Below are 20,439 nucleotides of genomic sequence, written 5' to 3'. Positions count from 1 at the left end.
GCAAGATGACAGGATTAGCTGCTGCTGAAAAAAGCCGTGGCATATAAAAACCAACACGGGGATAAAGGGCATGAACAAGTTTAAACTCAGTCTGCTGACCATGGCGATGGCAGGCATGGCCACGCAGGCTTTTGCCAATGACAGTACCACCGAGGTGCAAGCCGATGAAGTGGAAGTGATTCAGGTTACTGGTTTTCGACGTAGCCTACAGGAATCTCAAAACCTGAAGATGTTCAGCAGTAGCATTGTAGAAGCGGTATCCGCGGAAGACATTGGTAAGCTGCCTGATGTCAGCATTGCTGAGTCCTTAGCCCGGTTACCAGGTTTAACTGCTCAGCGTCTGAATGGCCGTAGCCAGGTGATCAGTATTCGTGGCTTATCCCCTGACTTTTCAACTTCCCTGCTAAATGGTCGTGAGCAAGTAAGCTCTGGTGATAACCGTGGTGTTGAATTTGATCAATTTCCATCTGAGCTATTAAGCGGTGTTATTGTTTATAAAACACCTGATGCAGCATTGCTAGGTCAAGGCCTGGCTGGTACTGTCGATATGAGGACAGTCAGCCCTCTGGCCCACGGTGAGACCACGGTAGCAGTGAATGCCAGATATGAATGGAATCAAATTGATGCTTTAAACGCTGGTGCAAAAGATAATGGCCGACGTTTAAGTCTGTCGTATATCGACCAGTTTGCTGATAATACCATTGGTATTGCTCTTGGTTTTGCTCATATGTCCACTCCAACACAAGTGGAGCGATTTGAAGCCTGGGGTTACGCAGATACTGATGATGGCGCCCGAGTCATAGGTGGTGGAAAAGTCTTCGCAAATTCAAACTTGTTGGAGCGGGATGGTTTTATGGGGGTTTTTGAGTACAAGCCCAACGCAAACTTCAGCTCCACAATCGATTTGTACTACTCAAAGTTCGATGAAACACAGCGTATCAGCTTTATTGAGCTACCCTTATATTGGGCTGAAGCACCGTTGGTTGATCCAGTGGTGACTGACGGGCTCGTTAGCTCGGGTGGCTATACCGATGTGAAAAGTATTGTGCGTAACCATGGCTACTATCGTGACAGTAAGATGTTGGCTGCCGGCTGGAAAACGGAGTTTAGCTTAGCGGATAATTGGTTTGCTACCCTGGATCTGAGCCACTCCTCCATCAAACGTACCGATTTAATTCTGGAATCAGATGCTGGCACTGGCCCGGCGGGCTCAGGAGCCTTGGATCGGCTTGGCTTTACCATGACCAAGAGTGGACCTGTTTTCACAAATATTCTGGATTATTCGGATCCAAGCCTGGTGTTATTGACCAGCCCTCAGGGGTGGGGGGGAGATATTATTCCTGGTGGCCAGCTTGGCTATTCTAACTCTCCTTCCATTGAAGATGAGCTTAACCAGCTTCGCTTTAGTGCCAAAACACTGTTGGAAGGTGGTGTCATTAGTGAGCTAGAGGTTGGTGTCAACTACAGCCAACGTGAAAAGGATAAAAAAGCAAATGAGTTTTTCCTGGCATTGCCCGATGGAGCACTCAGTGCGCCTATTCCGAATATAGCTGGATCAACCAGCCTTGCAGCTTTTGGTTTAGGCAGTATGGTGAGCTATGACCCACGTGAGCTATTGGCCAGTGGTGCTTTAGTGCAACTCCGTAATCCTAATGCGGATGTGCTGATTAAAGACTGGAATGTTCAGGAGGATGTGTTCACCAGTTACATAAAACTTGGCATCGACTCCTACATTGGCAGTATTCCGGTAAGTGGTAATGTTGGCACGCAAGTCGTCCATACGGATCAATCCTCGTATGCTTTGGGAGCTTCAGGTACAGGTGACAACGTAACCTCACTAAGGTTAGAAGGTGGCAAAAAATACTGGGAGATTTTACCCAGCCTGAACCTGAACTTTGAAGTTGACCAAGGCCAGTATGTGCGGCTTGGTATTGCCCGTACTATGGCTAGAGCCAGGATGGATCAAATGCGTGCAAGCCAGGACTTCAGCTTTAACCCAGCCTTGAATAACGAGCAGGCAACCCCAACGCAGAATTCGCCATGGTCAGCCGGAGGCGGTAACCCTGAATTGAAGCCCTGGATCGCCAACTCAATTGATGTGTCCTATGAGCGTTATTTTGACAACAGTCTGGGCTATTTCTCGATAGCTGCTTTTTATAAAAATCTGGAAAGTTACATTTATGACCAACAAGTGATTCAGGACTTTACTGGCTTCCCAAGTGGTGGTGAAACACCGGTCATCAATGAAGGTTTAGCAACTACGCCCCAAAATGGTGATGGTGGTCGAATCAACGGATTTGAAGCGGCGGTGTCATTAAGTGGCGGTATGCTGCACCCTGTGCTGGAAAACTTTGGTGCCATCCTCAATGCATCCTGGACTGACAGCAGTATTCAGTCGAACCCTGACGATGCCGCAACACCGCTACCTGGTTTGTCTAAAAAGGTCGCAAACCTGACTTTTTATTATGAAAATGAAGGCTTCTCTGCGCGGGTAAGCAGTCGCTACCGTTCCGAGTTTTTAGGGGAGGTGTCTGGTTTTGGCAGTGGTCGAGAGCTTCGAATGATTGCTTCGGAAACTGTGGTTGATGCTCAGGTTAGCTACAGCTTTGAGTCCGGCAGTTTTGATGGCCTAACCGTGCTGTTTCAGGTGAACAACCTGACGGATGAGCCATTTATTCGCACGGATGGTGGGGATAGCCGTTACGTGCTGGAACATCAACGCTACGGTCGTACCTTTATGGCAGGCCTTGCGTACAAGTTCTGATCACCGGCTAGCAGAAACCCAGCCCCTGAACTACCTTGGTAGCCAGGGGCTTTTTTATCAGAGGCACCAAAATGAACACAGATCCTATCCGTAAGGTGGTGATTGTCGGCGGTGGCACCGCTGGCTGGATAAGTGCAGCCCTGTTGGTCAAAATGCTGGGAAAGAGTGTGCAGATATGCCTGGTGGAGTCCGAGGACATTGGCATTGTTGGCGTTGGTGAGGCAACCATTCCCCCCATTATTCATTTTAACGAGGGCCTGGGGCTGGATGAGCGGGCATTTTTGCGTGAAACCATGGGCACCATCAAGCTGGGGATCCAATTTGAAAACTGGGGCCAACAAGGGGATAGCTACATGCATGCTTTTGGCAGCTTTGGCAAAGATTTCCCGTTTTGCAGCTTCCACCACTTTTGGTTAAAAGCCAAAGCCGAAGGATTAAGTGAGAACTTCTGGGATTTTTCGCTCAACTTTCAGGCAGCAAAAGCCAACAAGTTCAGCAAACTAGAGCGTATTGCGCAGGCCAACCTGCCGGGCCTGGTGTATGCGTATCATTTTGATGCTGCCCTGTATGCCAAATTTTTGCGCCGTAGCAGTGAAGCCATGGGCGTGTGCCGCATTGAAGGTAAAATTGAACAGGTTCATGTGTGTGAACAAAGCGGCTTTGTGCAAAGCGTACAACTGGCCAATGGGCAGCAGATTGCGGGTGATTTATTCATTGACTGCAGTGGCATGCATAGCCTACTGATTGAAAAAACCTTAAATACCGGTTACGAAGACTGGAGCCACTGGCTGCCCTGTGACCGTGCGCTTGCGGTTCCTACTGAAGCCGTCAAACCTATTGTGCCCTACACCCGATCGATTGCGCATAAAGCCGGCTGGCAATGGCGTATTCCTTTGCAACACCGTACTGGCAATGGCCTGGTTTATGCCAGCAACTACCTGAGCGATGATGAGGCTCAGGCAAGGTTGCTGCAAAAGCTGGATGCGCCAACACTGGCAGAGCCCAGACTTATTCGTTTTCGCACCGGGCGACGGCTGAAGCAGTGGCATAAAAATGTGGTGAGTATTGGCCTGTCCAGTGGCTTTTTAGAGCCGCTTGAGTCCACCAGCATTCATTTGATCCAATCGGGCGTGATTCGGCTGGTAAACAGCTTCCCGCATCAGGGTATCAAGCAAGTGGAGGTGGATGAATACAATCGCCAGTCACAGATTGAATTTGAGCATATTCGTGACTTTATAATTCTGCACTACAAACTAACCAAGAGAACCGATAGCAAGTTCTGGCGCGATTGCAGGCGCATGGATATTCCAGAGCGGCTGGCCCGAAAGATGGCACTGTTTGAAGCCAGCGGCAAAGTGTACCGGGAACAGGATGAGCTTTTTACGCCTATTGCCTGGGTTCAGGTGATGCTGGGCCAGGGGATGCTCCCGGCAGACTTCCACCCGATGGCTAATGCTTTGTCGCCTGCCCAATTGCAGGAGTTGATGGACAGCCTAAGCACTATCTATCAGGGTAGTTTGCAGCCACTGCCTTTGCATGATGTCTTTATTCAGCAATTCATTCGCTAAGCCGCGCTTGGTCGCGGCAGCAAAACACCACTTAGTACCTTTTCGCAACATCCATTGCGCCAAATCAAAACTAAAGTTATTATTCATCACTTGCTAACTTAACAAATTTCGGTACTGCTTCACACCACAGGGACGAGGTGGTGCTTAGGCACTTTCAGGAGATTCCAATGCGTACTATCCTTATCGCCGCTGCTTTGCTGATAGCTGCATGCTTTGCTTACATGAAGCTCACCGCCAATGGCGTTGAACGGGCTGCCGGGCAGCTGAGCTACATACCGGCTGACACCGCCATGCTTGCCGTCCAACTGGAACCTTTGGAACTAGCCCATTACCTGCAACAGCTTCAGGGGCAGTTGTCACCTCAGGATGCGCAGCATACTGTGGCTATGTTGACTGCTCTGCTTAGTACATCAGATACGAACAGTGGCCACTTTTTTGCTGCTTTACTGGAACAATTCCAGCACCTGCTCAAGCAGCCTGAACACATGGCCGAGCGTACTGGTATCAAACAGGAGTTCCGGGGGTTATTTTATCTGGTTGGTTTATCTCCGGTTAGTCGCTTTGAACTGGCGGATGAGCAAGCTTTCTGGCGTTTTTTTGATCGCATCGAGCAGCAAAGTCAGCTTTGGCATCAGGCTGAAGAATTGCATGGCGTGGCGTATCGCCGTTATACCCTTTCCTCATTGAATGGGCACAATCTGGATTTGCTGGTCAGTAGCCGGGATGGCTGGGGCACCTTGGTGCTGACTTCATCTGGCTTTGATTCGGCGCATCATGCCGAAGCTCTGGCCATTCATAAACCCGTCGACGCCCTGAGCTGGAAGAAAAGCATTACACCACTGACTAAACGCTACCAATTGGATGAAGCCAGCTTTGGTATGTTGAGCAGTGCAGAGTTGTTCAAGGCCATCACCAGCAACAACCAGAATCGCTTAGCCCGTGATCTGCATGCGCTGTATGGCGATGAACTCAGTGTGACTTTAGCCGATTGGCGTACCCCGGCCTGTCAGGCCGATACAGCCGCTATCGCAGCCAACTGGCCCGGAATTTATTTTGATAACCAGCTCAACAAACAGCCAGCGAGCAGCCGGGTACTGATTGCCAGCAGCGATAAAACCGCCATGGCGTCACTGCGCCAACTGCGTGGGTTTATTGCTCCTCATATCCAACAACCAACCGGTGATAATCTGCTGCAATTCGGCCTGGGGCTGAATGTCGGCCAGTTACTCCCTACCATTGGTGAGCTTTGGTCCGCCACTGTACATGCCAGCTTCCAATGCAAGCCCTTGACTGAAGTGCAAATGGCGCTAGAAACCAGCAACCCGCTGGCAGCTATGGCCATGGTAGCCATGGGCGGTTCCATTAAAGGATTATCCCTTAGTATTCACGATGTACAGATAGATCCGGCCACACATATGCCGACGGCAGTCGATGCCTTAGTCAGCTTATCTGCCGATAACGCCCACAGCCTGTTGCATAGCCTGATGATGCTTGCACCCAACCAACTCGATATTGAACTCCCGGAGCAAGGTGTAGCAGTAGAGCTGAATGAACTGTTCCCAATGGCTGCGGCCTATGGTCTGGCTCCGAAATTACTGTTAGCCCGGGATCATGCGCTGATTTATCAGGGTGAACAAGCAACTCAGCAGGCCAAAGTGCTGGCAGGCACAGCCTTGAGCCAAAATGGGATGCTGCATTTTGGTTTGAACTATGCCCGCTTGTTTGGTGTGCTTGCCGATAGCATGGCGGCAGCTGGAATGGATCTCCCAGATGATCTTGCCTCGATACAAGATAATCCGTACCAATTGGATCTAAGCCTGGATATTGAAGCTCAGGGCATTGCCATTGAAAGCCGGATGTATCTGGATGCCAAAGCGGACTAATCCTCAGCGCCCGGCTTAGCCGGGCTATTGATGTAACCTAAGGTGTTGGTTGCAGCCGCAGTCGCTGGCAAAGTGCTGATCGTGTGAAACCAGCACAAAGCTTCCCGGCCATTGTGCCAGTTGCCTCGCCAGATAGGCTTTGGCCTGCATATCCAGATGATTGTCTGGCTCGTCCAGTAACAGCAAGGGCATTTGAGGCTGTGGTCGGGTCAATGCCAGCAGCGCCAATTTCATCCGCTCACCACCACTTAGGCGGCTTACCGGTTGCAACCACTGTTGTGCCGTTAAACCAATGGCTACCAGCGCCGTTCTGGCCTGGGTATTATCCAACAGCGGTGCCAGCCGCTGCAGGTTATCCAAAGCGCTTAGTTCAGGCTTGAGCAGGCTAAAGTATTGATCCAGATAATGGCAAGGTGACGAGCAACGCAACAGGCCGGCCGTGGGGGCTAAGCTGCCGCTGATGGTGCGCAGCAATACCGATTTGCCCGTGCCGTTATTACCCTGCAACCAGAGCTTATTACCACACGACACCACCAGGCTGACAGGTTCGGCCGAACCATAACATAGCACCAGATCCTGCAGCCTTATCTGCTCACCCGCTTGCTGTGCTTGCGCTGGCAGTTGAAAGCTCAGCTCCTGCTCGTTGTGCTGGCGCTGCGTCAACTGGTTCAACTGCTGTTGCAAACGCTGGCGCTCGGCATCGGCCTGGCGTTTTCTGGTTGCACCGGACTGCTCGGCACTGTTTTGCCGCGCATCCAGCAACAGCTTAGACTGACTGCCACTGGCACGTTGCAACTTGCCACTGCGAGCCCGGCGCTGCGCTTTTTGCTCGCGCTGTGCAATGCTGTGTTCCAGCTGCCGCTGCTCTTTTTTACGCTGCGCCAGCGCCTGCGTCACCGCCTGCTGTTCGGCCAGTTGTTGGCTTTGGTACAAGGAAAAGCCGCCACCATAGCGCTGCAGCTTGCCTTGCTGCAGCTGATACAACAGTGGCACGGCCTCCAGCAAACTGGCATCATGACTGATCAGCAAGACAGCCCCGGGGTAAACCAGCAACTGCTGCTGAAGCCAGGCGCGGCCACTGGCATCCAAATGATTGCCTGGCTCATCCAGCAGCAACCAGTCCGGTTGCTGGCGAAACAACTGCCATAGCAGCAAACGGCTGAGCTGGCCGCCACTTAGCTCGGCACAGGGCTGCCAGACATCACCGCTAAGACCAAGGGCTTGTAATTGCGCGGCCAGCTCGTCTGCCAGGGTCCACCGCTCTGCCAGCACTTCAAAATCGGCTTCGGCGCAGCTGCCCGCCAGGATCCGCTGCAAAGCTTCCAGCGGTGCGCGCAGCTGTAGCAGATCGGCCACAGTGCCTGCTTGGCGCCAGCCATGCTGCTGCAACTGGGCAAAGTAGCCCAGACTGCCCTGGCGCTGAATACTGCCTTGCTGCAGGGCCCGTTGCCCGGCCAGCAGCTCCAGCAACACCGACTTGCCACTGCCATTGGCTCCGGTCAGCCCCTGCAAACCGGGTTGCAGGCTGATATCAAGCGACTGGAATAACAGCCGGCCATCTGGCAGAGTATAACTAAGATGATGGGCAAAAAAATACGACATACAGCCTCCTTACGGGGGCGGCATAGCCTGCAACAATCAGTAGTGGGTATCAATCACCGCAGCAAGAAACGCTGCAATGCAGGACGATGCCAGCAGACCCCCGAAAATCCAGAAATAAACAAATGCGGATTGTCAGGTGTCATTGAATCATGTCGGCATCGGCTCCAAAGCGAAAAGTGGTGAAATTCTAATCAGTGCTGCAGCAAAAGTAAAGCGTCAGGCACCAACCTCGGCAGGCGCATAATGCTGCTGATAGCTGGCAACACTGAATTTGGCACCCAACCAGAGCGCCAGCACACTGGTGGCAGCCAAAGCCAGCCAGGCCAGGGTAAAGCTTTGCAGCCAGTCACGCAGCATCCCGGCCAACCAGGGCGAAAAGGCTGCAATGATGTAGCCCACACCTTGTACAAAAGCCGTTAAGCGGCCGGCCTGTACCGGATGATCGATATGATCCATGGTAATGATCATCGCCAGCGGGAAAATACCGCCAATACCCAGGCCGATAAAAGCGACCCACAGCAACAAAGCGGTATCAGGCACGAGAGCCAGCGCAGTAAACCCAATCAGCTGCAACACGCAGAGCACCGCGATCACCGGCCGGCGATCGGCCCGTTGCGCCGCCCACCAGGGAAACAGCAAGCCCGCCACCACTTCACAAGCCGTTAAAAAGCCCAGCAGCAAGCCGGCTTGCCTGGCGCTGTAGCCCAGTTCCAGCGCATAAGGTGCCAGCCAGGCCAGCACTGAGACATAACAGCTGGTGCCCAGGGCAAAGAAAACCGCCAGTTGCCAGCTACGTGCTTTGCGCCACCAGGCAAAAGCAGGTGGGGCCGGCTGGGCACAGGCCTGTGCAGTGGATGGCCGCATCGTCCACAGCCACAACAACAAGGCCAGCAATACCAGCCAGCCCCAATGTCCCAGGCTATGACGCCAGCTCAGACTGTCAGCCAGCAGTGGCGTACTGATAGCGGCAATAGCAGCACCTGCCATAATGGCAGTGACATAAAGCCCCATCATAAAAGGTGCTTTTCCGGCAAAGCGGGCTTTGATGATGGCGGGCATCAGGGTTTGGATCATGGCTATAGCAATACCGGCCAGCAAGGCGGTGGCAATCAGCAGGCTGGCAGAGGGGGACCAAAATCGCAGCAGCGTTGCCGCGGCCAGCAGCAGCAGAGCGACTCCTATGGTGCGCTCCAGCCCTAGCGGGGCGGCCAATCGAAAGCCCACAAAGCTTAACAAGCCCATGGCGAGCACCGGCAGGGTAGTTAGCATCGAAGCGGCGCTAAAACTCAGCAACAAATCGGTTTGGATCCCCTGCAGCAGCGGCCCTATCGCCGCCAGCGCCGGTCGCAAATTCAGTGCCACCAGCACAATGGCAACCAGGTACCAGCCGTGTTTTTTCTGCAGAGCAGTCGTCATGTTCGTTGCGCCTCTAAAATCTTTTTGAAAAGTATCTTTATATAAAGATATTTTTATTGTGCCGATTTTTCGTTAAGCTGTAAAGCATCCATTGCTGCTAAAAGCTGTAACCTTCGTGATAACAGATGATTTGGATCGCATTACCGCCCAGTGGCAACGCCAGGGGATAGCAGATGAACTGCTCGCCATGCAGTTGCTGGGACGTTTTGCCCGACTGAACAAAACACTGGAGCTGGCCTTTTTGCATTGCTACGACCAGCATGGTTTGAAACAGGGTGAGTTTGATGTGTTGGCGACCTTACGCCGGGCTGGCGAGCCTTACTCCTTGTCTCCCAGCCAGCTGCATCAAAGCATGCTGCTTAGTTCTGGCGCTATGAGCAGCCGGCTGGACAAGCTGGAGCAACGCCAGTTAATTGCCCGCCGTCACTGCACCGAAGACCGCCGGGTGGTGCATGTCAGCCTGACCGACAGCGGCAAAGCCCTGATTGAAAAAGTACTGCCGGAGCATATTGCACTGCAGCAATCGCTGATGGGCGATCTCAGCCCAGAGCAGCAGCAGCAACTGAATGCTTTGCTAAAAGTCTGGCTGGCAGGGCTTGCTACCCTACCAGCGAAGGATTAATTTTTTCAGCCCAGGCTGTCACTCCCTTGCTTAGAACCGGTAGGTGGCGTTGGCGTATATACGGCGAGGTTCGCCAGGGAAGTGGCCGGTGCGGTCAAGAAAACCACTGGAAGCATAAGTTTTGTCAAACAGGTTCTGCACATTGAGCTGAAATAACCACTGCTGATAACTGGTTTGCCAGCTTAGATCATACACAGTGTACGGTTTCACCCGCTGCCCAGAGAAGCTGATTTGCTCACTGACATACTCGATACCACCACTGATGGAGGATTTCAGCAGCGGCAGCTCATACCGTGTCCATAGACCGAACTGATGCAAAGGTGCATTGACAAAGCGATCGCCAACCGCGTTGGTAATGCCGGCTCCAGGCACCGTTGCCACCACCCGGGTATCGTTGTAGGCATAGTTGACATTCAGTACCCAACGCGCGGTTAAATCCCCCAGTACATCCAGCTCGAACCCCCGCGCCCGGACTTTACCAACATTTCCCAGTACGTCCCGACCATCGCTGCTGATCTCACCCGTAGCTTGTAAGATGTTCTCACGCTCAATCTGGTAGCTGGCAGTACTGATACGAATGGCATCATCAAGCAGTGACCAACGCGCGCCCAATTCCGCAATCGTGGATTGCTCCGATGGGAAGGGGCCACCGATCAATGGATCTTGCCGGCCGGCCGATTGCGGCACGAAGCCAGTACCATACAATGCATAAGCCCGTACCCATGGAGCAAACTGGTAAGTGCCGCCCACCCGATAGGTCACATCGCTGTCTGAAAACTGTGTGCTGCCGCTCTCATCTTCAAAACGGTCGTAACGCATGCTCAGCAAGATATTGGCTCGCTCAGTGAGCGTAATTTGATCTTGCAGGTACACTCCCTTGCGAACACTGTCGCCCAGAGTCGGGGTAGCCAGGCTAAGATCCGTGTTGTAGGGGCCTGAGGTTGCGCCGTATTGCGGGTCCATCAAGGAGAGCGGCGGGACCACCGCAGGGCCGGCATTGGAGCCTACAAAGTAGCTGTCGCTGCGAACCGTCTCCCCGCCAATAAGCAGGGTGTGCTCCAAGCCTGGGGTTTGCAATTCACCGACAAGATTTGCTGTTACACTGGTGGTGCTGTTTTCGCGGTATTGATTGCGAAACTGGCGGGCGCTCATCACCGCGTCGGCTGGATCTGTCACTGGGTTTAAATTCGCATCCAGCAAACCAAAGGGCTCGTGGTAGTTTTGCAACTCGACATTGTCATAATGACGTACCGTGACATCTGCGTGCCAAGTGCGACCGAACTCGTGATCAATACGGGCCTGGTATACCTTGGCATCCAGGGTTTGGAAGTCTGTGGCTTCATTATGGTTCCAGCGACGATCGGTGATAAAATCACCGTTGTTATCCACCGGCACACCACGTAAACGCGCGCCCTGATAGTCCTGGCTGTAGTCGGTGTACTGCAGTACCACTTCGGTGGTTTGGCCCAGATCAAAGGCATACCCTAAATCCAGTACTTTGTTGGTTTGCTCGGTATTAAAGCGAAAGGGTTGCTCATGGTCGTAATAGTAAGCCGCCCGATAGCGCTGTGAGGCGTCTTCGGTGATGGGGCCGCTTAATTCGATGGCCGCACGCCGATAGTGGTCATTGCCAATTCCCAACTGAATAGAACGCTCAGCAAGTGCAGTCGGCTTCTTGGTCACATAGTTAATCACACCACCAGGCTCACCACTGCCGAACATAGCGCCGCTTGGGCCTTTCAGTATCTGCACCTGGGCGATGTTGAATAACTGTGGCACCGAAAAACCATTAAAGGGATCGCCTCGTACGCCATCGTACAGGATTTCATCCTGCCGAAAACCCCGGAACGTGACTCCAGAATAGCTAAAGGAGCTTACCCCGGAAATACTGCGATACAAATCGGTAATCTGACGCGCTGCCTGGTCACGCATCAATGCATCTGTCAGTACTTGCACACTTTGCGGAATTTCATCAATCGGCGTGTTGGTTCGGGTGGCAATGCTGCTCTCGGTTTGGCGATACAGTGTTTGGGCACGGCCCAGTACCTCAATACGTTCAACGCCAACGGCATTGCCTGCCGGTTGTGTCTCCGCTGTTTGCTGCAAAGTGTAACCAGCCATAGGCAAACCTGAGACTACAGCCAGAGTCATGGCCGATAGATAGCTTGTGCGGTTCATTGATAAAGATCCTCAGAAAATGAAGCGGATGTCAGTTGATATTTATTCATATTGCAATGCGTGCTTAGTGGCCCAGTAAGCGGTCGCGTACAGTAAAAAACGGCACCAGCAGCTTGATTTGAGCGCGCAGCCTGTGCCAGGTTGGCTACAGAGGCCGTTACAGCATCATAGTGGCTACTTTACTGAGCCTCGTAACAGTGTGGGCCGGTAGCTCAGTATCAACACCACACTCAGTGCCGCCAGTGTTAACAGTGCAAACCAAAATACTAAGCCGTGATCCCAGTTACTGCGGTTAAGGCTAACAACAAGGGATAGCAGCAAACAGAACCAACCGCAGAGACGCCAGCGCCAACGCTGCTGCTTGGACGGTAACGACTGCCAGACCTGGCGATAATGCCGATCCAGCGACAACGCCAGGCCGGTAAAGCCAATAACAGCCAGCAGGAACACCAGTAAAAAACTCATTTCGCCTCCGGCCATGCTTTGCTGGGCCTGGCGGCAGGCCGTGTGCTAGCCGTGCTGGTGCTCGGTACAGCTTTGCTTTGCAGATAGCCGGCCAAGCAGGCAAATAACACACCAAGCCCCAACATGCTGAGATCAAAGCCAGCAAACACCCAATCCCCGGCAGCCAGGCTGGTCAGCAGGTGGCGATCGGTGGTAAGAGCGTTTAGCAAAGGCAAGCACCCAAAGGCAGCGGCCGCCAGCCAGCTTTGCTCCAACCACACTTGCCGGGTGGAGCGTAGGCTGGCATGTATCAACAGCAGTAACCACACCAAAAATAAGGAATGTACCTCCCAGCCAGCGCGGTTGCTCAGCTCCAGCGGCAACAGCCGGTTGGCCCAAAAGTAAGCCGCAATAGCCACCGGCAGGCCAAGTACGGTGGCGACATTCAGCTTTTCCACCAGTCGCAGGCCAAAATGAGGTTGTTGGCGGGATTTTTCGGCCCGCTCACGCCGTTTGACGCTCCATAACATCAGGCCAGTGGCAATCATGGCGCTGCCAAGCAGGCCAAAAAAGACATACAAAGCACGCAGCACAGGCCCGGCGAATAGACCCTCATGCAGGCCCAGCATCAGATCACGAAAGGTTTTGCTGCCAGATATGCGGGCGGGCTGCTCTGTCAGCAATTCACCACTCACTCCATCAAACACCAGGGTGCCTGCAGCACGCAAAGGTCCGGAGGCATGATTACCACGCACAATAATACGGCTATTGGCGTTATAAGGATGTTGGATATCGATCGAACGTAGCGCTGCGCCCTGCCAGTGCAACTGTGCCTGATGCACAATCTGCTCCAGTGCCACCATAGAGGCAGTCTCTGTACTTGCTTGCTGAGCGGGTAAGGGGCTGAATACCTCATCAAAAAACTGCTGCCGGCTCTCCGCTCCGGTACCGTACCAGGCGGCAACCACCAGTGGCATATAGGTGAACATCATAAAGATGAGGCCTGAATAGGTAATCATTAACTGAAAGGGCAGGCTCAATACACTGGTGATATTGTGTGCGTCCAGCCAGCTACGCGGCCCTTTTTTAGGTCTGAAACTGAAAAAGTCGGCAAAAATTTTGCGGTGAATAATCACCCCGGTTATCAGCGCAATCAACATAAACATGGTGGCTACGCCAACCAACCAGAAGGCCATTTCGGCTGGCAGGTAATGCAAACGCCAGTGCATCCGGTACAGGGTTTGCCCACCACTGGTGTCGCGGGTTTCAAGCGCTGCTCCTGTGGTCGGATCCAGCAACTGGCTGCCCCTTGCTGCTACCCCTTCACCTTGAGCTCCGCTCCAAAACACCCGTGGATAAGGATCATTGCGGTTAATGGGTAGGCTACTAAACCAGCGTTGGGCATCAGGGGCATGCTGTTCAAGGTAACGAATAGAAAGCTCAAGTGTCTTTTCTGGTGCGACCGAGAAATCTGCGATGGGTGCCTCCGGCATCATCCAGCGATCGATTTCGGTATCTAAGTAACCGGCGGTACCCGTGATAAATACAAAGTACAACAGCCAACCTAGCAGCAATCCTACCCAGGTATGCAACCAGCTCATCGAGTGGCGGAATGTTGCTTTCATCGGCCGCTACTCACAATACTGCCCAGGCGGTCAGGCCACTGACCAGTACAGACAGCAGCAGGCCAAGCCAGGCGTGTGTCGCAGTGCGTGCCGCAAAGCACCACAACACCGCCAACAGATACACCAGGAAGCTCATTTGAATGGCTGCCAAAGCGGCCTCGCCCGCAGCGATAGGCAGCAGTGCCATCAATGCAACCGGTAGGGTATGCGCCAACGCATAGCCACCAAACGTTGCAGCCAGTATGCGAGCGATCAGCCCGGCATGCAGCTGCAACTTTGATTTGGTGTGGTGCAGTAAAGCGATCATCATGATTTTGTGCTGCCTCAATCTTTATTCATGCCAGTCTGTAAGTATGAGACGCCGCTTAATAACATGGCTTTCCAGCCAATATCCTGTGCAAATAGCATGGGCCATAATTTATGGCTAATGGTAAGGCTTGATCTTGGTCCATACAGAGTCAGCATCACCCACCAAGCGGATTGACGTTACAGAGAAAAAACAGGAGATAACTTAGCAGAGTTTGGTTGTAATGTAAATGCAATTGATTCGCATTACATTGCTCTTGGTTGCTGCTGGCAGGATGCGGCTGAAGGCTGTGAGCATATACAAAATGTAATCGCTAGGTTTGGCTATAGTATCGGCAGCGAAGTCAGCAGAGCTCAGAGTATTTACTCTGAGCTGGCTGTGAAACCTTCAATCCGCAGCTGACGCAAATCCAGTCCGCTGGGGTGCTGATAGACCCGCAAGCCAAACTCTGGCAAAATTGCAAACAGGTGGTCGAAAATATCGGCCTGAATGCTTTCGTACTCGACCCAGGCCACGGTATTGGTAAAGCAGTAGACTTCCAGTGGCAGGCCATCCGGTGTCGGTGGCATTTGCCGCACCATCTGGATCATGCCCTGATGCACCCGCGGATGACTTTGCAGATAGCGCTGCACATAGGCGCGAAAAGTCCCCAGGTTGGTAATGCGGCGGGTATTGACCGGCTCTTTGCCCTGCTCTTTCAGAGCTTCGTTCCAGGCCTGAATATCGCGGTCTTTTTCCGCCAGATAGTCTTTCAGCAGCCGGAACCGATCCAGATGCGCCCGTTCTTCCGGGCTTAAAAAGCGTACGCTTTGCTGATCGATCATCAGGCTGCGCTTAATGCGCCGGCCACCGGACTGCTGCATGCCGCGCCAGTTTTTAAAAGGATCGGTCATAAAACGGCGGGTTGGGATGGTGGTGATGGTGCGGTCCCAGTTCTGGATTTTCACTGTGTGCAGTGCTATGTCAATCACATCGCCGTCGGCGTTTAATTGCGGCATTTCGACCCAGTCGCCGACCCGGATCACATCGTTGGAAGCAATCTGCACACTGGCCACCACCGATAAAATGGTGTCCTGAAAAATCAGCAACAGCACCGCCATCATGGCGCCCATGCCCGACAGCAAGATCAGCGGCGAGCGGTCAATCAGCATCGCCACCATCAGCACAAAGGCAACGGTGTAAACAATGATTTTCAGCAGCTGAATGTAGCCTTTAATCGGCTTGGTTTTTGAGTCGGGTCGGCGCTCGTACAGGCTGTTGACCATCGTCAGCACATTGCTGAGCGACATAGCAATAGTCAGCACAATAAAGGCATTGCTGACATTGCGTACTACTTCGACCACCAGATGCGGCAAGCCCTCAATCAAGCCGATCCCGGCCGCCAGCACCAACGCCGGCACCACATTGGCCAGGCGGGCAATGATGCCAAAATCCTGCTGCAAGGCTTGTTGGGCAAAAGGAGTGGCGTTAAAAGCTTTAGAGACAGCCCGTACCAGAATATTTTTGGTAATCCAGTTGGCCAGCCAGGACAACAGCACCAGCAGCAGCAAGCTGCCAGCCATAAAGAGCTCGGGCGAGAGTTCGCGCCAGTGTTCCAGGGTTGCAAGCCAGTCGTTCATGTCCACTCGTTAAACAGGGGAAGTTGTGGCTAGTGTAACCGATTCTTGGCAATGACAAAATGACGATAATGTAGTGCTGAATAAGCGATGGCTAGATGCCATCGCCATCGATATGCAGGCCGCACTCGCGGCCAAAGCCGTTAAAGCGGGTGTCTTCTTCGCTCATACCGGGCTCAAATTTGACGGTGGAGTGGGTATCGCCGACCGACAAATAGCCTTGCTCCCATAGCGGGTGGTAGCTTAAGCCGTGCTCTTTTAGGTAATAGAACACCTCCTTATTGCTCCAGTCGATGATGGGCTGCACCTTGACCACGCCGCGGCTGATTTCCACCACCTGCTTGTCGGCCCGGGTGCTGCTCTGGCTGCGGCGCAGGCCGGTAAACCAGCAACCGACATTGAGTTCACGCAAGGCGCGCTGCATTGGTTCCACTTTGTTCAGCCGGTTGTACTCCTTAATGCCTTCGGCACTGTGCCATAGCTGGCCGTAACGCGCTTCCTGCCAGGCCGGCGAGAGCGCGGCGCGGTAGACTTTCAGGTTTAATCCCAGTTGCCCGGTCAGCTGATCGATAAACTGATAGGTTTCCGGGAATAAATAGCCGGTATCGGTCAGCACCACCGGGATATCGGCTTGCTGCTGTGTGACCAGGTGCAGCATCACCGCCGCCTGAATACCAAAACTGGAGCTCAGCATCGGTTGCTGCGGCAAATGCGCCAGCGCCCAGCGCACCCGCTCTGCTGCGCTAAGCGGGGTCAGGATGCTGTTGATTTCTGCCAGCCAGTCCTGCCGGGTGGCTTCATCCTGCGTCAGGATCTGTCGAAATTTGCTCATTCTGGCCTCACTCAGGCATGAAAATCGGTTTTGGAAACTTTGACTTCCGCCACCACACCGGCGCGGATCACAAAGTCACCAAAGCACTCATCGGCCAGCCGCTCGTTGGCCCAGCGGCCAATCAGCTGATCGAGCGCGGTTAAAATCTCGGCTTCTCCGACATTGTCCAGATACAACTTCGGTACCCGGCTGCCGACCCGGTCGCCGCCCAGATAGAGGTTGTATTTGCCCGGCGCCCGGCCGACCAAACCGGCTTCGGCCAGCATGGCGCGGCCACAGCCGTTAGGGCAGCCAGTGACGCGAAGTACGATATGCTCATCGGCCAGTTGGTGTTTGCCAAGCAGGCCTTCCACCTTGGTCACCAGCTCTGGCAGATAGCGCTCGGCTTCAGCCATCGCCAGCGGGCAGGTGGGGAAGGCGACACAGGCCATCGAGTTCTTGCGCTGCTCGCTGTGGCCATCATCGATCAGGCCGTATTTCCTGGCCAACTGCTCAATCTGGGCTTTTTGCTCGCTTGGTACACCGGCGACAATCAGATTCTGATTGGCGGTCATCCGGAAATCACCCTGATGCACTTTGGCGATCTCGGCCAGGCCGGTTTTCAGCGGCTTGCCGGGGAAGTCCAGCACCCGGCCATTTTCAATAAAGAGCGTTAAATGGTGCTTGCCATCGATGCCTTCGACCCAGCCAATGCGATCGCCACGGTTGGTAAAGGTATAGGGCCGTACCGGCTCGAACGGCACACCCACGCGCTGCTCGACTTCGCGGCGGAAATTATCCAGCCCGATGCGATCAAGGGTGTATTTGGTTTTGGCATTTTTGCGGTTGACCCGATCGCCGTAATCGCGCTGCACCGTCACCACATGCTCAGCCACTTTTAAGGTGTGTTCCAGCGGAATAAAGCCCAGTTCATCGGCCCGGCGCGGGTAGGTCGAGGTATCGCCAAAGGTCATGGCCAGGCCACCACCCACCAGCACGTTAAAACCAACCAGCTGGCCGTTTTCGGCAATGGCAACAAAGTTCAGATCGTTGGCATGCACGTCGATGTCGTTGTCCGGCGGGATCACCACTGTGGTTTTGAATTTACGCGGTAAGTAGGTATCGCCCAGTATGGGTTCCTGCTCGGTGGTTTCGACCTTTTCTTCATCCAGCCAGATCTCGGCATAGGCGCGGGTTTTTGGCAGCAAATGCTCGCTGATTTTCACCGCCCACTGATAGGCCTGCTGATGCAATTCCGACTGCACCGGGTTGGAAGTGCAGAGCACGTTACGGTTGACGTCGCCGGCGGTGGCGATGGAGTCAATGCCAATCTGATGCAGGAACTGGTGCATCGGTTTGATGTTGGGTTTCAGCACGCCATGAAACTGGAAGGTCTGGCGGGTGGTCAGCCGGATACTGCCGTACATGGTTTTCTCGGCGGCAAAGCGGTCGATGGCCAGCCACTGGGTCGGGGTGATAATACCGCCCGGCATCCGGGCCCGCAGCATCACATTGTGCAGTGGCTCCAGCTTTTGCGCCGCCCGCTCGGCGCGGATATCGCGGTCATCCTGCTGGTACATGCCGTGAAAACGGATCAGCATAAAGTTATCGCCGTTAAAACCGCCGGTGATTTCGTCCTGCAAGTCGGTGGTGATGGTGCCACGCAGGTGATCGCTGTCGGCCTTTAACCGTTCGTTATCAGACAGCTTGCCCTCGGCAACAAAAGCTGGGTTGATCGGATACTGGCTCATTAATACACATCCTTCTGATAACGTTTGGCTTGCTTCAATTCATCTAAATACTGTTCGGCCTGCTCCGGGCTTTTGCCGCCGTGCTGCTGAATAATGGCCAGCAGGGCCTGGTGCACATCTTTCGCCATCCGGTTGCCATCGCCACAGATGTACAGGTGAGCGCCGCGTTCCAGCCAGGCAAAGACCTCGCTACCTTGTTTTAGCAGCTTGTGCTGCACGTAGATTTTCTCGGCCTGATCGCGGCTAAAAGCCACATCCAACCGGCTCAGCAGCCCTTGTTTCAGGTACCGCTGCAACTCAACCTGGTACAAAAAATCCTGGGTAAAGTGCGGGTTGCCAAAGAACAGCCAGTTGTCGCCGCTGGCGCCGCGCTGCTCACGCTCTTGCAAAAAGGCGCGGAAAGGGGCGATGCCGGTGCCAGGGCCTACCATGATGATCGGGGTGTCGTCATTGACCGGCAAACGGAAGTTGTCGTTTTTCTCGACAAAGACCCGCACCTGGTCGCCTTCGGCCAGCCGCTCAGCCAAAAAGCCGGACGCGCCGCCTAAGTGGGTGCTGCCAAAGGCATCGTAGCGCACTACGCCAACGGTTAAATGCACTTCGTCTTCCACCTCGGCCTGCGATGAGGCAATCGAATATAGCCGGGGCTGTTGTTTGCGCAGTGCATCCACCAGTTGCTGGGCACTTGGCATGCCCGGGTGTTCGCGCACGATGTCGATGATTTGCCGCACTGCCAGATAATCCCGCAGCGCTGTTTTATCCGCGGCAAGGGTCTGTAAGGCCTCGCTGCCAATGGCGGCGGCGTACTTGTCGACAAAGGCCGGGTAGGACTGGGTCAGCTCCAGCTGGCTGGTTAAGGCCTCAGCGATGGTGAGGCGCTGCTCGCCGAGCCGCACCGGCGTGCTGCTGGCAATGGCGGTGATTTGCAGCAGCTCGCGAACCAGCGCCGGATCATTGTCGAAATAGACGCCGAGCGCATCGCCCGGCTGGTAGCTCAGATCCGAGCCTGCCAGCGAGATTTCGATATGGCGCACGTCTTTGCTGGAGTCTCGACCGGTGATTTTCTGGTTGGTGTACAGCTCAGCGGCAAACGGCTGTTGCTTGCTGTAGCTGCTGGCAGCGGCGGCGGTTTGGCCCGGCCAGGCTATGACCTGAGCACCACTGGCAGGCGTCGCACTTTCTTTAAACTCCGGCTCAAGCACCTCAATTAACGCCTGATTCCAGCTGCTGGCGGCGCTTTCGTAATCGACATCCAGATCCTGCCGGCCTTGCAGTGGCTTAGCGCCCAGCTCAGCCAGTCGCTGGTCAAAATCCTGCGCTGTTTTGCAGAAAAATTCGTAGCTGGTATCACCCAGGCCAAGCACGGCGTATTTCAGTTGCGGTAACTGCGGCGCTTTTTTGCTGAACAGGAACTTGTAGAAGGCTTCAGCATTCTCTGGCGGCTCACCCTCACCGTAGGTGGAGGTAACGATGGTCAGGAATTGCTCGTTCTTCAGCTGATTGGCCTTGTAATCGGCCATATCCAGCAGGTTCACCGCCCACTGTTTGGCCTTAGCCTGCGCCGCCAGTTGCTCGGCGACATGGCGGGCATTGCCGGTCTGGGAGCCATACAAAATGGTCAGGGTCGCTGCCGGGGCTGCACTGGCAGCAGGCTGCTGCGGCAAAGCGCCACTGGCCAGCTGGGCACTGGCCGCCAGATAGCCACTGACCCAGGCTTGCTGAATGGGATTAAGCTGGCTAACCAGCCCCTGCAACTGCTGCACCTGCTGTTCCGACAACGGGCTGGCCTGCGCGACAAGAGAAGACAAAAGCATAACGACACCTGTTCGATGATAAGGCCGCTAGCATAGCC

14 protein-coding genes are annotated in these 20,439 nt (G+C 54.0%); 4 read left to right on the top strand and 10 right to left on the bottom strand.

Annotation, left to right across the window (positions count from 1 at the left end; translation table 11 throughout):
• Positions 1-70: 70 nt before the first annotated feature.
• From ABC502_RS13525 to ABC502_RS13515, 3 genes are all read left to right on the top strand, one after another.
• Positions 71-2,764 (top strand): TonB-dependent receptor, encoded by a 2,694-nt coding sequence (locus ABC502_RS13525; RefSeq protein WP_345916218.1) that lies wholly within the window; start codon positions 71-73, stop codon positions 2,762-2,764.
• A gap of 71 nt (positions 2,765-2,835) precedes the next feature.
• Positions 2,836-4,332, top strand: coding sequence for a tryptophan halogenase family protein (locus ABC502_RS13520; protein ID WP_330087672.1), 1,497 nt, complete (start codon positions 2,836-2,838; stop codon positions 4,330-4,332).
• A 167-nt stretch (positions 4,333-4,499) separates the two neighbouring features.
• Entirely contained in the window at positions 4,500-6,215 is a 1,716-nt protein-coding gene (locus ABC502_RS13515; RefSeq protein WP_345916217.1) for a hypothetical protein, read from the top strand.
• Positions 6,216-6,239: 24 nt separating this feature from the next.
• On the opposite strand, the gene ABC502_RS13510 is transcribed toward ABC502_RS13515, so the two are convergent.
• Complete coding sequence (locus ABC502_RS13510) at positions 6,240-7,817, bottom strand: ATP-binding cassette domain-containing protein (RefSeq protein ID WP_345916216.1); 1,578 nt, start codon at positions 7,815-7,817, stop codon at positions 6,240-6,242.
• Between the two features lie 216 nt (positions 7,818-8,033).
• The gene (locus ABC502_RS13505) at positions 8,034-9,233 is read right to left on the bottom strand and encodes an MFS transporter (RefSeq protein WP_345916215.1); all 1,200 of its coding nucleotides are present in this window, start codon (positions 9,231-9,233) and stop codon (positions 8,034-8,036) included.
• A gap of 115 nt (positions 9,234-9,348) precedes the next feature.
• Between ABC502_RS13505 and ABC502_RS13500 the strand changes: the two genes are divergently transcribed.
• Positions 9,349-9,855, top strand: a complete 507-nt coding sequence (locus ABC502_RS13500; RefSeq protein ID WP_345916214.1) for a MarR family transcriptional regulator — start codon at positions 9,349-9,351, stop codon at positions 9,853-9,855.
• A 30-nt stretch (positions 9,856-9,885) separates the two neighbouring features.
• Here ABC502_RS13500 and ABC502_RS13495 read toward each other — a convergent pair whose 3' ends face one another.
• From ABC502_RS13495 to ABC502_RS13460, 8 genes are all read right to left on the bottom strand, one after another.
• The gene (locus tag ABC502_RS13495; RefSeq protein WP_345916213.1) at positions 9,886-12,033 is read right to left on the bottom strand and encodes a TonB-dependent receptor; all 2,148 of its coding nucleotides are present in this window, start codon (positions 12,031-12,033) and stop codon (positions 9,886-9,888) included.
• Between the two features lie 174 nt (positions 12,034-12,207).
• Positions 12,208-12,498 carry a DUF3325 domain-containing protein gene (locus tag ABC502_RS13490; RefSeq protein WP_345916212.1) on the bottom strand — a complete coding sequence of 97 codons (291 nt, stop codon included), beginning with the start codon at positions 12,496-12,498 and terminating at the stop codon, positions 12,208-12,210.
• The gene (locus ABC502_RS13485; protein ID WP_345916210.1) at positions 12,495-14,102 is read right to left on the bottom strand and encodes a PepSY-associated TM helix domain-containing protein; all 1,608 of its coding nucleotides are present in this window, start codon (positions 14,100-14,102) and stop codon (positions 12,495-12,497) included. The genes ABC502_RS13490 and ABC502_RS13485 overlap by 4 nt, the downstream gene beginning before the upstream one ends.
• A 10-nt stretch (positions 14,103-14,112) precedes the next feature.
• Positions 14,113-14,412 (bottom strand): DUF3649 domain-containing protein, encoded by a 300-nt coding sequence (locus tag ABC502_RS13480; RefSeq protein WP_345916209.1) that lies wholly within the window; start codon positions 14,410-14,412, stop codon positions 14,113-14,115.
• A 359-nt stretch (positions 14,413-14,771) separates the two neighbouring features.
• Positions 14,772-15,971: a mechanosensitive ion channel family protein gene (locus tag ABC502_RS13475; RefSeq protein WP_345916350.1), complete on the bottom strand. Its 1,200-nt coding sequence runs from the start codon at positions 15,969-15,971 to the stop codon at positions 14,772-14,774.
• A 148-nt stretch (positions 15,972-16,119) separates the two neighbouring features.
• Positions 16,120-16,857 (bottom strand): phosphoadenylyl-sulfate reductase, encoded by a 738-nt coding sequence (locus ABC502_RS13470; RefSeq protein WP_345916208.1) that lies wholly within the window; start codon positions 16,855-16,857, stop codon positions 16,120-16,122.
• An 11-nt stretch (positions 16,858-16,868) separates the two neighbouring features.
• Positions 16,869-18,587, bottom strand: a complete 1,719-nt coding sequence (cysI, locus tag ABC502_RS13465; RefSeq protein WP_345916207.1) for an assimilatory sulfite reductase (NADPH) hemoprotein subunit — start codon at positions 18,585-18,587, stop codon at positions 16,869-16,871.
• Complete coding sequence (locus ABC502_RS13460; RefSeq protein WP_345916206.1) at positions 18,587-20,401, bottom strand: assimilatory sulfite reductase (NADPH) flavoprotein subunit; 1,815 nt, start codon at positions 20,399-20,401, stop codon at positions 18,587-18,589. Before ABC502_RS13460 ends, cysI begins: the two co-directional genes overlap by 1 nt.
• Between the last annotated feature and the right edge of the window lie 38 nt (positions 20,402-20,439).

The sequence above is a fragment of the Alkalimonas sp. NCh-2 genome (assembly GCF_039631345.1).
Lineage (GTDB): Bacteria > Pseudomonadota > Gammaproteobacteria > Enterobacterales > Alteromonadaceae > Alkalimonas > Alkalimonas mucilaginosa.
The sequence above is the reverse complement of the archived record's forward strand: the minus strand, read 5'-3'. Positions and strand labels throughout refer to the sequence as shown.